At 71.3% G+C, this 13,716-nt stretch carries 11 protein-coding genes; 8 read left to right on the top strand and 3 right to left on the bottom strand.

The features are described from left to right. Nucleotides 1-168 precede the first annotated feature (168 nt). Nucleotides 169-1,368 carry a hypothetical protein gene (locus tag BQ6202_RS07485; protein ID WP_072313791.1) on the bottom strand — a complete coding sequence of 400 codons (1,200 nt, stop codon included), beginning with the start codon at nt 1,366-1,368 and terminating at the stop codon, nt 169-171. A gap of 97 nt (nt 1,369-1,465) precedes the next feature. Between BQ6202_RS07485 and BQ6202_RS07480 the strand changes: the two genes are divergently transcribed. Together BQ6202_RS07480 and BQ6202_RS07475 are read left to right on the top strand one after the other, a co-directional pair. After that, complete coding sequence (locus tag BQ6202_RS07480) at nt 1,466-2,578, top strand: class I SAM-dependent methyltransferase (RefSeq protein WP_072313790.1); 1,113 nt, start codon at nt 1,466-1,468, stop codon at nt 2,576-2,578. After that, nucleotides 2,575-3,522, top strand: coding sequence for a DUF817 domain-containing protein (locus tag BQ6202_RS07475; RefSeq protein WP_072313789.1), 948 nt, complete (start codon nt 2,575-2,577; stop codon nt 3,520-3,522). Before BQ6202_RS07480 ends, BQ6202_RS07475 begins: the two co-directional genes overlap by 4 nt. Nucleotides 3,523-4,342: 820 nt before the next feature. Here the strand turns inward: BQ6202_RS07475 and BQ6202_RS07470 are convergent. Beyond that, nucleotides 4,343-5,629, bottom strand: coding sequence for a TerC family protein (locus BQ6202_RS07470; RefSeq protein ID WP_072313788.1), 1,287 nt, complete (start codon nt 5,627-5,629; stop codon nt 4,343-4,345). Nucleotides 5,630-5,801: 172 nt separating this feature from the next. Between BQ6202_RS07470 and ftsY the strand changes: the two genes are divergently transcribed. Further along, a complete protein-coding gene (gene ftsY, locus BQ6202_RS07465; RefSeq protein WP_072313787.1) occupies nt 5,802-6,671 on the top strand; it encodes a signal recognition particle-docking protein FtsY in 870 nt (289 codons plus the stop codon). A gap of 217 nt (nt 6,672-6,888) precedes the next feature. Here ftsY and BQ6202_RS07460 read toward each other — a convergent pair whose 3' ends face one another. After that, nucleotides 6,889-8,052 (bottom strand): AMP-binding protein, encoded by a 1,164-nt coding sequence (locus BQ6202_RS07460; RefSeq protein WP_072313786.1) that lies wholly within the window; start codon nt 8,050-8,052, stop codon nt 6,889-6,891. 61 nt (nt 8,053-8,113) lie between these two features. Between BQ6202_RS07460 and ffh the strand changes: the two genes are divergently transcribed. The 5 genes from ffh to BQ6202_RS07435 all read left to right on the top strand — a co-directional run bounded on the left by ffh (nt 8,114) and on the right by BQ6202_RS07435 (nt 13,714). After that, a complete protein-coding gene (ffh, locus tag BQ6202_RS07455) occupies nt 8,114-9,658 on the top strand; it encodes a signal recognition particle protein (protein ID WP_072313785.1) in 1,545 nt (514 codons plus the stop codon). A 183-nt stretch (nt 9,659-9,841) separates the two neighbouring features. Further along, entirely contained in the window at nt 9,842-10,840 is a 999-nt protein-coding gene (locus BQ6202_RS07450) for a siderophore ABC transporter substrate-binding protein (RefSeq protein ID WP_072313784.1), read from the top strand. 84 nt (nt 10,841-10,924) lie between these two features. Beyond that, the gene (locus tag BQ6202_RS07445; protein WP_072313783.1) at nt 10,925-11,911 is read left to right on the top strand and encodes an ABC transporter permease; all 987 of its coding nucleotides are present in this window, start codon (nt 10,925-10,927) and stop codon (nt 11,909-11,911) included. Between the two features lie 10 nt (nt 11,912-11,921). After that, nucleotides 11,922-12,962: an iron chelate uptake ABC transporter family permease subunit gene (locus tag BQ6202_RS07440; RefSeq protein WP_072313997.1), complete on the top strand. Its 1,041-nt coding sequence runs from the start codon at nt 11,922-11,924 to the stop codon at nt 12,960-12,962. After that, nucleotides 12,959-13,714, top strand: a complete 756-nt coding sequence (locus tag BQ6202_RS07435) for an iron ABC transporter ATP-binding protein (protein ID WP_072313782.1) — start codon at nt 12,959-12,961, stop codon at nt 13,712-13,714. The genes BQ6202_RS07440 and BQ6202_RS07435 overlap by 4 nt, the downstream gene beginning before the upstream one ends. Nucleotides 13,715-13,716 lie beyond the last annotated feature (2 nt).

Here is a 13,716-nt window from a genome sequence, read left to right as displayed (position 1 = left end):
CGGCCGCACGCCCCGGCGCCGACGCCCCGCCCCCGCGCGGCCGACCGGTCGCGGATCGAGGACGGATGCGCAGATCCGTCGCGAGCAGAGGAGCGATCGCGCGTTCTCAGCGCCGCATCCTCGTTCCGTGACGTGCGGCGCGCGGCAGGCGGGATCGGTGAGCTGGCTCTACCCCTGCATGGCGCTGAAGACCTGCACAGCGCCGGTGCCGTAGATCGCGTCGAGCCCTGATTGGATGGAGCCGTCGTCGTACAGCACCCGCAGCTCGTAGTGCTCGCCGCTGGGGCCGTGGCCGAGGATGTCCTCGCGATCGAGAGCCAGCAGGTCGGCCTGCACGCCCGCGAGCTCCTCCTCCGTCAGCACGGTGGTGCTCTGCTCCACAGCGCGCGGCGACCAGGCGTCGAACGGCTTCGGCGGCGCGGTGACAGCAAAGGCCTCGCCATCCCACGTGCCGGTGACGGACGCATCCACCCACCGCGCGCCCTGCGCATCGTCGGCCTCGAGCGCCGTCCAGTCGAAGCCGATCATCGGCACGCCGCTGCAGATGGGCGGGGCGCTGGCGCCGACGTCACCGAGGCACAGCACCTCGCCCTCCGCTCCGTCCATCGCGAGCCCTGCTGCAATGACCGTTCCCGACGGCAGCGGTGACGGCAGCTCCGCGAGCCGCGCCTGCGCATCGGCCCCTGTGATGACGGGCGCCGCCGTGTCCATCGGCGGCTCCATGCCGGGCGAGCCGTCGCCGGCCGCCGAGGCGCTGTCGAGCAGCGCCGAGGTGACGAAGACGGAGCCCGCGCCGTAGACCTCGTCGAGCGCCGCCTGGATCGAGCCGTCGTCGTAGAGGACGTGCAGGGCGAGGATGCCCTGCTCGCCGACCAGCACGAGGAAGTCCGGCCGGTCGAGCTCGGACAGCTCGCGCTGCAGCGACTCGACGGTCGTCGCGTCCAGGTCTCCGACCGGCACCTCGGCAGCCGGCAGCGTGATGGCCGCAGCGCTCATCGGCTCGCCCGTCTGCGTGAAGGCGGATGCCTCCGCGTCGTAGGTGCCCGTGATCGCGACGCCCTGCGCCCAGCGCACGCCGCCGGTCTCCTGATGGTCGAACGCGTCCCAGTCCCAGTCGAGCAGCTCCGGCCCCTCGCACTGCGGCGGCGCCGACTCGGCGACGCCGCCGGCGCACAGGATCTGGCCGTCGCCCTGCTCCAGCACCGTGGCGACCGCCAGCACCTCACCCGCCGGGCTCGGCGTCGGCAGGTCGGCGAGGGATGAGGAGGCCGTGCCGGGCGCGGTCGGTGCTGGGCCGCCGGCAGATGCGCAGCCTGCGACACCGAGGAGGACTGCGGCTGCGATGCCGCCGATCGCGATGCTTCTCATGGCATCACGCTAGGTCGCGGCCGTGGCACGCGCATCCCAACCTTTCGCGCGACTCGCACGTCACGGCGACAGCTGCCGCGGGTGCGAGGATGGACGCGTGACCGATCGCGACGCGCTCTTCGGGCGGCTGCGCCGCTGGCCGGACGTCGAGGATCCGACGCTGCAGGCGCACGACGCCTCCGACGCGCTGATCCTCGACGAGGCCGCGAAGCTGCAGCGCGAGCTCGGCGAGGTGGTCGTGATCGGCGACCGCCACGGCGCGCTGACGCTCGGCGCCCTCGACGCCGGCGCGACGAGCGTGCGCGTGCACCAGGATCTCGTCGTCGCTGAGCGCGCGCTCGTCGCCAACGCGGCCGAGCTGGGGCTCGAGGGCTTCGCGCACCACCGCCTCGACGCATCCCTCGTCGACGGCGCGACGCTCGTGCTGCTGCAGCTGCCGCGCTCGCTCGACGCGCTCGACGAGATCGCCGAGCTCATCGCGACGCACGCAGACGAGCGCGTGCGCGTGATCGCCGGCGGCCGCGTCAAGCACATGTCGATGAGCATGAACGCGCTGCTCGCCCGCTCGTTCAAGCACGTGCACGCGAGCCTGGGCTGGCGCAAGTCGCGGGTGCTCCACGCCGAGGCTCCGCTCCGGCCGGGCATCAGCTGGCCCCGCAGTCGCACCCACCGCTTCGGCGACACCTCGCTGACCGTCGTCGCGCACGGCGCCGCCTTCGCGGGCACCGGCATCGACATCGGCGCGCAGACCCTGCTGCAGCACCTCGACGCCATGCCGGATGCCTCGCACGCGATCGACCTCGCGTGCGGCACGGGCGTGCTGGGCACCGCGCTCGCGCTCGCCCGGCCGGGCCTGCGGGTGCGCTCGACCGATGCCTCGGCCGCCGCCGTCGCCTCGACGATCGCGACGGCCGCAACCAACGGCGTCGCCGACCGCATCACCGCGACGCAGGCCGACGGCCTCGAGGGCGTCCCCGACGCATCCGCGCAGCTCATCCTGCTCAACCCGCCCTTCCACGTCGGCGCGGCCGTGCACACGGGCATCGCAGAGCGCCTGATCGCCGACGCCGGCCGAGCGCTCGCGCCCGGCGGCGAGCTCTGGTGCGTGTTCAACAGCCCGCTCGGCTATCGCCCGCTGCTCGACCGCATCGGAGAGACCCGGCAGGTGAGCCGCAACGCCAAGTTCACCGTCACCGCCACCCGGCGATGACCGGCGCGGCCGGGCGGCCCGTCGAGTTCACCGCGGTCGAGGAGGCGATCGACCGCGCGGCGCACCGCGTGCTCGATCGACGCGGCCTGCGCGGGCAGCCACCGGCGGGGCGCGCGCCCTCGCGCTCGCGCCGGGCGGCCGTCGAGCTGGCCGTCTTCACCCTCAAGCAGGGCTGGGCGGCCATCTTCGGCGGCCTGCTGCTGCTCTGCATCCTCGCCGCCCGCCTGTGGTGGCCGGACGACGCATCCATCGCCCGCAACGACGCCCTCACGATCGCCGCGATCCTCATCCAGGCGGCCATGCTCGCCCTCCGCCTCGAGACGCTCCGCGAGCTCTGGGTCGTCGTGCTCTTCCACGTCTGCGGCACGGTCATGGAGCTCTTCAAGACCGACGTCGGCTCGTGGGCGTACGAGGCCGAGGGCCTGCTGCGCATCGGCGGCGTGCCGCTGTTCTCGGGCTTCATGTATGCGGCGGTCGGCTCCTACATGGTGCGCACGATGCGCATGTTCGACCTCCGCTTCACGCGCTACCCGCCGCTCTGGGCGACGCTCGTCGTCGCGGCGGCCATCTACGCCAACTTCTTCACCCACCACTTCATCTGGGACTTCCGCTGGGTGCTCGTCGCCGCGGTGCTGGTCCTGTGGGGCGGATGCATCATGCGGTTCCGAGTGCTGCGCACGCACCTGCGCATGCCAGTGGTCGTCGCCTTCGCCCTCGTCGCCGTCGTGATCTGGGGCGCCGAGAACCTCGCGACGCTCGGCGGCGCGTGGCTCTACCCCGACCAGGTCGACGGCTGGCAGCCGGTCTCGGCGACGAAGATCGTCAGCTGGTTCCTGCTGATGATCCTGTCGGTCGTGCTCGTGACGCTCGTGCACCGGCCGCGGGCGCCGCAGCCGCGCCCGCCGCTGGCGGCTGCGTCGCCGCCGCCCAGCAGCGCAGCATGAGCGCCGAGCGATGGCCGGCGCAGTCGGCCGCGAACGTCGCGAGATCGGCGATGCCGAGGTGCCGCGCTCCCTTCCGCACCGCGACGTCGCCCAGCAGCAGCACGTCGGGGTCGCCCAGCCGCAGCGCGAGGTAGCCGACCGTCCACGGCCCGATGCCCTTGAGCGCGAGCAGCTGCGCCGTCATCACGAGCCGGTCGGATGCGCGGCTCACGTCGATCGCGCCGGTCGCGACCGCCTCAGCCGCCCGCCGCACCGCCGCCGTCTTCGCAGCCGGCCCGCGCAGCACCTCGGCGCCCGCAGCCACCTGCGCCATGGTCGGGAAGCAGCGGTCGATGCCGTCGCCGGCGAGGGCCGGGGGCAGGGCATCGCCGAGCGTCGCGAGCAGTCCCAGCTGCTGGGTCGCCGCGGTGACGGAGATCTGCTGGCCGACGATCGCGCGCACCAGCATCTCGTGCGGGTCGGCGCAGCCCGGCTGAGCGAGCGCCGGCTCCTCGGCGATCGCCGCCGCGAGCGCCGGCACGCCGTGCCGCGCCGCAGCCCACGCGAGCCGCTCGTCGGCCGCGCGCCGCGCATCCGAGCCCGTCACGTCGAACAGCTGCGCGAGGTCGGGGTCCGCGGTCGACGCCACGTCGCGGATGACGGAGGCAGCGGCGACGCGCGGCCCGGGCAGCGAGCGGCGATAGCCCTCGGCGGAGACCACCTCGACGCCCGGCACCGCGCGCGGCGCGAGCCACGCGAGCACACCGGACGCGCCGGTCACGGCCGTCGCCTGATCGACGACCGCCGCGACCGGGCCGACGGCCGAGGCCGCGGCGACGGCTCAGACCTGGTGGTCACCGCGCTCGTCGAGCTCGCGCTCGTCGAGGTTCTCGCCCTTGGCGATGCGGCGACGCACCTCCTCGAGGGCCTCGGGCTCCATGTCCTCGCGGGCCGCCTCGCGCAGCACGTCCTCGTGGAAGTCGGCGGCAGGCGCCTCCTGGCCACGCGCGTCGACGACGCTGAGCGTGCCGGTCTCGGTGTGCTCGACCCGCAGCGGGCGGTAGAACGCATTGCCCGTCGCGTCGACGATGTGGTAGTGCCCGTCGGCGCCCATCTCGGCCTCGGACGGGCCGAGGTGCAGCGACGAGTCGCCGGTGGTCTTGGCGTCCATGCGCAGCTTGACGAGCGAGGCGACCGTCGCCACGACCATGGAGGCGAGGATGACGATGAGCGAGTGCCAGGTCTCGATGTGGGGGACCCAGGTGATGCCCTCGCCGTTGTTGATGAACGGCAGGTCGTTCGCCTCCATGGCGTGGAAGACGAGCTTGAAGCCGATGAAGCCGAGGATCGCGGCGATGCCGTAGTGCAGGTACACCAGGCGATCCAGCAGACCACCGAGCAGGAAGTAGAGCTGGCGCAGGCCCATCAGCGCGAAGATGTTGCACGCGAAGACCAGGAACGGGTCGGTCGTGACCGAGAAGATCGCGGGGATCGAGTCGATCGCGAACAGCAGGTCGGTGGTGCCGAGCGCGATGATCACCATCAGGAACGGGGTGAAGTACTTGACGCCGTCGTGCGTGAGCGTCGCCTTGCCGCCGTTCCAGGTGTCGGTGACGTTGACGCGCTTCTTCAGCATCCTGACGACCAGGTTGTCCTTCTCGCCCGACTCGTCTTCCTTGCCGAACGCCTGCTTCCAGGCGACGAAGACGAGGTAGCCGCCGAAGATGTAGAACAGCCACGAGAACGACTCGACGAACTGCACGCCGACGACGATGAAGATGCCGCGCAGCACGATGGCGATCATGATGCCGATCATGAGCACCCGCTGCTGCATCTCCTTCGGCACCGAGAAGCGGCTCAGGATGATGATGAACACGAAGAGGTTGTCGATCGAGAGCGAGTACTCCAGCAGCCAGCCGGTGACGAACTCGCCGGCCTTCACGCCATCACCCATGAACCACAGCACACCGGCGAAGATCAGCGCGAGCGTGACGTAGACGACGACCCAGCCGGTCGCCTCCTTCATGGAGGGCACGTGGGGTCGCTTCACGACGATGAGGAGGTCGAAGATGAGGATGGCGACCAGGATCGCCATCGAGACGATCTCGAAGATCTGGTAAGCGGTCAAAGCGCGTGGCCTCTCGGAACGGGTGCGTGCATGGACGCGAACGTCTCTCCCGCGCTCATCGCGCCGCCGCGACCGGGCGCCGCAAGCGGATCCGTGATGACGATCGCGGCGTGACGGGATACTCCCCTTCGCCGAAGCACGAGTCTAGCCCCTGGCCACCTACCATGGAGCCATGGCAGCGAAGTGGTCTCTCTCCGGCGCCCTGCGGGGCATGTTCCAGCGCGAGACGATCACCGAGGAGACCTGGGACGACCTCGAGACGGCGCTCATCACGGCCGACTTCGGGCCCGACATCACCGAGCAGCTCATCGACTCGCTGCGCGCCGATGTCGAGCGCCTGATGATCGACGACCCGAGGGATCTCAAGCGCATGCTGCGCGAGCGGCTCGAGGAGCGCTTCGCCGAGTACGACCCGACGCTCTCGCTGAAGGAGCGCCCCGCGGTGATCCTGGTCGTCGGCATCAACGGCGTCGGCAAGACCACCACGATCGGCAAGCTCGCGCGCTTCCTGGTCGTGAACGGCCAATCGGTCGTGGTCGGCGCCGCTGACACCTTCCGCGCGGCGGCGGTCGAGCAGCTCGGCACCTGGGCGCAGCGCGCCGGCGTCGCGATCGTGCGGCCAGAGCGCGAGGGCCAGGATCCGGCATCCGTCGCCTACCAGACGGTCGAGGCCGCGAAGGCGCACGGGCACACGATGTGCATCATCGACACGGCCGGCCGCCTCCACACCAAGGGCGGGCTCATGGATGAGCTCGGCAAGATCAAGCGCGTGATCGAGAAGCAGGCCCCGGTCTCCGAGGTGCTGCTGGTGCTCGACGCGACGACGGGGCAGAACGGTGTCTCGCAGGCGCAGGCGTTCATCGAGTCGGCGGGCATCACCGGCCTCGTGGTGACGAAGCTCGACGGCAGCGCCAAGGGCGGCTTCATCCTGGCGGTGCAGGAGCGCACCGGCATCCCCATCAAGCTCATCGGGCAGGGCGAGGGCATCGACGACCTGACGGGCTTCACCCCGCACGTCTTCGTCGAGCAGCTGGTCGGCTAGCCCGCGCCCGCCGGTCGAGGAGCGCCGACCGGAGGCCGACGCGTCATCCCGCAGGTCGAGGAGCGCCGGCCGGAGGCCGACGCGTCATCCCGCAGGTCGAGGAGCGCCGGCCGGAGGCCGACGCGTCATCCCGCCGGTCGAGGAGCGCCGGCCGGAGGCCGACGCGTCACCCCGCAGGTCGAGGAGCGCCGGCCGGAGGCCGACGTGTCACGAGACCTCAGTCCGCCGTATCCGGCTGCGTCAGCGGCCCCACGATCGTCAGCCGCCCGTCCTCGATGCGCGCCTGATCCTCGGTGATGACCGTCGCGTGCGCGCCGCGCACCCAGAGCAGCCCGCTCGCGTCGCCGCGCCCCGCGTGGCCGACGATGCCGAAGTCGCTGCCGGGCAGCCGCCTGCCAGCGGTGCCAGGGTGCGCCGAGAGCAGCTCGGGGGTCGCGACCGCGACGGTGCCGGTCTGCACCGAGCCGTAGGCGCTCAGCACGATGGGCCCCCAGGTCGCGTGCAGCCGCCGCACGAGGTCGGCGTCGATGTCCTCGCCGGCGACCATGATGCGCCGCAGCCGCGGCGGGCGCTCGCCCGAGCGCTCGAGCTCGTCGAGGATGCCGGTGAGCTGCCGCGGGGAGGCGGAGAGCACCGAGACGAAGCGCTCGCGGATGATGCGGATGCGGTCGGCCGCGGGCGTGTGCGCCGCGCTCACGAGCGTGGCGCCCGTCAGCAGCGCCATGCCGAGCAGCTGCAGTCCGGGACCGCGGTGCGGGGGAGCGCAGGCGAGCACGATGTCGGTGCCCTGGATGCCGAGGCGATCGTGCAGTCCGGCGAGCTGGCGGAGGCCCTGCACCCCCATCGCGCCCTGCACGTGGGGGGTGATCGTGCCGGAGGCGGTCTTCGACGGCAGCACGATGCGCGCGCGGTGGCGGGTGCGTCCGAGGCCTGCGCCGTCGCTGGCCGCCCACTCCATGATCTGGTCGGCGGATGCGGTGGGCCCCGGGTGCCACGAGGGCACCTCGCCGTCGTGGATCAGCAGCGCGTCGCGGGGGACCGCCCGCCGGAAGTCGTCGAGCGCGCGCGGGCTGATCGGCATGACGTCGAGGCCCAGGCGCGAGACGGCGAGCAGAGCGATCTCCATCGCGGGGCCCGGGCAGGAGACGACGACCGGCAGCGGCTTGCGCTGCAGCGGTCCGACGTAGAGCACGGCGGCGACCCCCTCGGCGGAGCGCCACAGCTGGCGGAACGTGGTGCTCCAGGAGTCGACGACCAGGCCGACGCGGTCGCCGTGCACCCGCGAGGCGTGGCGCGCGAGCGCCGTGATGGTGAAGCCGTAGGTGCGCACGCTGTGCCAGAGCGACCGAGCGTGCGTCGGCGGCATGCCTCGGAGGCGCATGCAGTCTCCCCTCTGCGGTGACGGAACCAGCATGGCAGGCCGCCGGTAGACTGACCTCACCATGGCTGCGTTCGGTTCACTCTCCACCCGCCTCACCGAGACTCTTGCGAAGCTCCGCACGAAGGGCAAGCTCTCGGCATCGGACGTCGACGGGACGGTCCGCGAGATCCGGCGTGCGCTGCTCGACGCCGATGTGGCGCTCGAGGTGGTGAAGAGCTTCACCGCCGCGGTGCGCGAGCGAGCGCTGGGCGCGGAGGTCTCCGACGCCCTCAACCCCGCGCAGCAGGTGGTGAAGATCGTCAACGACGAGCTCGTCGGCATCCTGGGTGGCGAGACCCGGCAGCTGCAGCTGGCGAAGCAGCCGCCGACCGTCATCATGCTCGCCGGCCTCCAGGGCGCTGGCAAGACCACGCTCGCCGGCAAGCTCGCCAAGCACCTGCGGGGCAAGGGCCACACGCCGCTGCTGGTCGCCAGCGACCTTCAGCGCCCGAACGCCGTCACGCAGCTGCAGGTCGTGGGCGGCCAGGCCGGGGTGCAGGTCTTCGCGCCCGAGCCCGGCAACGGCGTCGGCGACCCGGTGAAGGTCGCGCGAGACGGCGTGGCAGAGGCCAAGCGGCGGCAGCACGACATCGTCATCGTCGACACGGCCGGTCGCCTCGGCGTCGACGCCGACATGATGCGTCAGGCCGCCGACATCCGCCGTGCCGTCCAGCCCGACGAGGTGCTGTTCGTCATCGACGCGATGATCGGTCAGGATGCGGTGGCCACCGCGAAGGCGTTCCAGGAGGGCGTCGACTTCACAGGAGTGGTGCTCACGAAGCTCGACGGCGACGCCCGCGGTGGCGCGGCGCTCTCGATCCGAGGCATCACCGGCAAGCCCATCATGTTCGCGTCGACCGGAGAGACGCTCGACGACTTCGAGCCCTTCCACCCCGACCGCATGGCGAGCCGCATCCTCGACCTGGGCGACATCCTCACCCTCATCGAGCAGGCGCAGAAGGCCTTCGACGAGGATGAGGCGCATCGCTTCGCTGAGGCGATCGCGACCGACGGCTTCACGCTCGAGGACTTCCTCAAGCAGATGCAGCAGCTGCGCAAGGCCGGCAACTTCAAGCAGATGCTCGGCATGCTGCCGGGCGCGAAGGGCATGCGGGAGGCGATCGACTCGTTCGACGAGGGCGAGCTGGTGCGGACCGAGGCGATCATCCAGTCGATGACGCCGCAGGAGCGCAAGCAGTCGAAGCTCCTCAATGGCTCGCGCCGCCTGCGCATCGCGCGCGGCGCGGGGGTGACGGTGACCGACGTCAACCAGCTCATCGCCCGCTTCGAGCAGGCGGCGAAGATGATGAAGACCGTCGCCAAGGGGGGCGTGCCCCAGATGCCGGGGATGGGGCCGATGCCCGGCATGCGCCAGCCCAAGAAGGCGACGCCCAAGGGCGGCAAGCAGCAGCGCAGGTCCGGCAACCCCGCCAAGCGCGACGCCGAGCCGGCCGCGCCCGCTGCGCCGCAGGGCAGCGCGTTCGGCGCGCCGAAGCCCGAGGGCGCGTTCGGCGAGCTCTCAGGCGCTGAGCAGGAGACCTTGCAGCGCATGCTCGGCAACCGCTGACGCCGCAGGCGCTCGCGCTCGGCTGGTCGTGCGACCCGGTGTCGCAGCGCGCTTGCGCATCCCGGCCGGGGTTAGGTTAGGCTTGCCTTATCTGACACGCGGGACCGCTCGGTCTCGCCTGACCCGGTCGTCCAGCGGCTCGGGGTCGGATCATCGCTGATCCTCACATCCAAGGAGATTCCCATGCCCGCGAAGCGTTCCATCGCCGCGCTCACGCTGCTCGCCGCCTCGGCAGTCGTGCTCGCCGGATGCTCGGCCACCTCTGCCACGCCGGCCGAGACCACCGAGACCGCGGCGCCCGCCGCGGCCGCCATCGAGGTCGAGGACAACGCGGGCACGCAGACGGTGCCGGCAGCGCTCTCCTCCGTGGTGGCGCTCGACAACCGCACCTTCGAGACGCTCTCCGACTGGGGCGTGGAGCTCTCGGCGGCTGCGGTCGCGCTCATGCCAGACACCATCGCCTACACCGAGGACGACTCGATCGTCGACATCGGCAACCACCGCGAGCCGAACCTCGAGCTCATCGTCGCCGCTGATCCCGACCTCGTGATCAGCGGCCAGCGCTTCTCGGATCGCGACGCCGACATCGCCGCGCTCGTCCCCGAGGCGACGATCCTCCAGCTCGAGCCGCGCGAGGGCGAGCCCTTCGACGAGGAGCTGCGCCGCCAGGTGACGGTGCTCGGCGAGGTCTTCGGCAAGCAGGCGGAGGCCGAGCAGCTCGTGGCCGACTTCGACGCCGCCATCGCTCGCGCCGCCGAGGCCTACGACGCCTCGCAGACCGTGATGGCCGTCACCACCACCGGCGGTGAGATCGGCTACCTCGCGCCGTCCGTCGGCCGCACCCTCGGTCCGATCTTCGACGTGCTGGGGCTGACCCCCGCGCTCGAGGTCGACGGCTCGACCGACGATCACCAGGGCGACGACATCTCTGTCGAGGCCATCGCCGACTCGAACCCCGACTGGATCCTCGTGATGGACCGCGACGCCGCCGTGGGCGCCGACGACCCGGCCTTCTCGCCGGCCGCCGACATCCTCGAGAGCTCCGAGGCGCTCGCGGGCGTCACCGCGGTGCAGGACGACAACCTCGTCTACATGCCCGCCGACACCTACACGAACGAGAGCATCCAGACCTACACGGAGTTCCTCGACGCGTTCGCCGACGCCCTCGAGGGCGCAAGCTGAGCCAGCGACCGACGCGGCGGCGGAGCCTCGACGGCTCCGCCGCCCGCGGCCGTGCACGACGGAGAGCATGACGATGGGTGAGGGATGACGGCCACAGCGCTCGAGGCGCGCACGCGCAGCAGGCGGCAGCTGCTCGACTGGCGGCTGCTGCTCGGCGTCGGCGTGGTCGGCGGGCTGCTCGTCCTCTCGCTGATGACGGGCGTGTACGACGTCGTCGGCGCAGAGGACGGCGGCGAGATGTTCGGGATCACGCGCATCCCGCGCACGATCGCCCTCGTGCTCGCCGGCGCCGCGATGGCGATGTGCGGCCTCGTGATGCAGCTGCTGACGCAGAACCGCTTCGTCGAGCCCACGACGACCGGCACGACGGAGTGGGCGGGGCTCGGCCTGATGACCGTCATGATCCTGCTGCCGAGCGCAGGCATCCTGCCCCGGATGGTGGGCGCCGTGCTCGCCGCCTTCGTCGGCACCATGGTCTTCTTCCTGTTCCTGCGGCGCGTGTCGCTGCGCGCATCCCTCATCGTCCCGATCGTCGGCATCATGCTCGGCGCCGTCGTCTCGGCGGTCTCGACCTTCATCGCGCTGCAGACCGACATGCTGCAGAGCCTCGGCGTCTGGTTCGCCGGCAGCTTCACCTCGGTGCTGCGCGGGCAGTACGAGTTCCTCTGGATCGTGGCGCTCGTCGCGGTCGCCGTCTTCGTCGTCGCCGACCGCTTCACGGTCGCGGGGCTCGGCGAGGAGATCGCCACGAACGTCGGGCTCGACTACCACCGCGTGGTGCTGCTGGGCGCCGGCCTCGTCGCCGTCGCGACAGGCGTCGTGACCGTGATCGTCGGGAGCCTGCCCTTCCTCGGCCTCATCGTGCCCAACATCGTCTCGATGATCCGCGGCGACGACCTGCGCAGCAACCTGCCGTGGGTGTGCCTGCTCGGCATCGGCATCGTCACCGCGTGCGACCTCGTGGGGCGCACGATCATCGCGCCCTTCGAGGTGCCCGTCTCGCTCATCCTCGGCGTCGCCGGAGCCGTCGTGTTCGTCGCCCTGCTCCTGCGGCAGCGTCGTCGTGGTTGAGCTGAGCCGCATGCGCCGCGCGCCGAGCACGGCGCGCCAGACGAGCCCCCAGCGCACCTCCGCCGCGCTGCCGACGCTCGCCGCCAGGCGCCGCTACGCCATCGTGCTCATCACCCTGATCGTGCTCTCGGCGGCGTTCGCGCTCGGCCTGCTGGCGTGGGACAACCCCATGCCGTTCGGCACCGACGGCTTCTGGCGCATCGCCGAGATGCGCATCACGAGCGTCGCCGTGATGGCCGTCGTGGCGCTCTGCCAGGCGGTCGCGACGGTCAGCTTCCAGACCGTGACGAACAACCGCATCATCACGCCCTCCATCATGGGCTTCGAATCGCTCTACGCGGCCGTGCAGACCTCCGCCGTCTACTTCTTGGGCATCTCCGGCATCGTCGCGCTGCAGGGGCTGCCGCAGTTCGTGCTGCAGATCGCGCTCATGGTCGGCTTCTCGCTGCTGCTCTACGGCTGGTTGCTCTCGGGGCGCTACGGCAACCTGCCCGTCATGCTGCTGATCGGCATCGTGATCGGCGGCGGCCTCGGCTCCGTCTCCGCGTTCATGCAGCGGCTGCTGACGCCGAGCGAGTTCGACGTGCTGAGCGCCAGGCTCTTCGGCAACGTGTCGAACGCCGACCCCGCCTACCTGCCCGTCGCCATCCCGCTGTGCCTCCTGGCGGCCGGCGCGCTCTGGTCCCGCGCCCGCACGCTGAACACGCTCGCGCTCGGCCGCGACGTCAGCATGGGTCTCGGGCTGGGCCACCGCGCGCAGACCATGCAGGTGCTCTTCCTCGTCTCGATCCTGATGGCGGTCTCGACGGCTCTGGTCGGCCCGATGGTCTTCCTCGGCTTCCTCGTCGCCACGCTCGCCTATCAGGCGGCCGACACCCACGACCACCGGCGCATCCTGCCCGTCGCCGTGCTGCTGGCGTTCGTCGTGCTGAGCGGGGCCTACTTCATCATGCGCCACGTGTTCTACGCGCAGGGCGTCGTCTCGATCATCATCGAGCTGATCGGCGGCAGCGTCTTCCTCTTCGTCATCCTCAGGAAGGGACGGCTGTGATCACCCTGCAGGACGTGCGCAAGCACTACAGCGACGAGGTCGCGATCGGGCCCGTGACGCTCGAGATCCCGAAGGGCGGCATCACCGCCCTCATCGGCCCCAACGGCGCGGGCAAGTCGACGCTGCTCACGATGATCGGCCGGCTGCTGGGCCTGGACGCGGGCACGATCGAGATCGCCGGCTACGACGTGGCGCGGACCAAGTCGAAGGACCTCGCGAAGGTCGTCTCCATCCTGCGCCAGGAGAACCACTTCATCACCCGCCTCACCGTGCGGCAGCTCGTGGCGTTCGGGCGCTTCCCGCACTCGAGCGGGAGGCTGACGACGCGCGACGAGGAGCTCGTCAGCGAGGCGATCGACTTCGTCGACCTCGGCGCGCTCGAGCACCGCTACCTCGACGAGCTCTCCGGCGGGCAGCGGCAGCGGGCCTACGTCGCGATGGTGCTCGCGCAGGACACCGAGTACGTGCTGCTCGACGAGCCGCTCAACAACCTCGACATGCGGCACTCCGTGCAGATGATGCGACACCTGCGACGCGCGGCCGAGGAGCTCGGACGGACCATCGTGCTGGTCGTCCACGACATCAACTTCGCCGGACACTACGCCGACCGGATCTGCGCCGTGAAGGACGGCAGGGTGGTCGAGTTCGGCACCGCCGAGCAGATCATGGACGACGAGGTGCTCACGCGCGTCTTCGACACCCCGGTGCGGGTCATCGACGGCCCGAGCGGGCGGCTCGCGGTCTACTACTGAGC

Source organism: Agrococcus sp. Marseille-P2731, assembly GCF_900117395.1.
Classification (GTDB): domain Bacteria; phylum Actinomycetota; class Actinomycetes; order Actinomycetales; family Microbacteriaceae; genus Agrococcus.
Note: the sequence above shows the minus strand (reverse complement) of the source record. Positions and strands in the feature narration are given on the sequence as shown.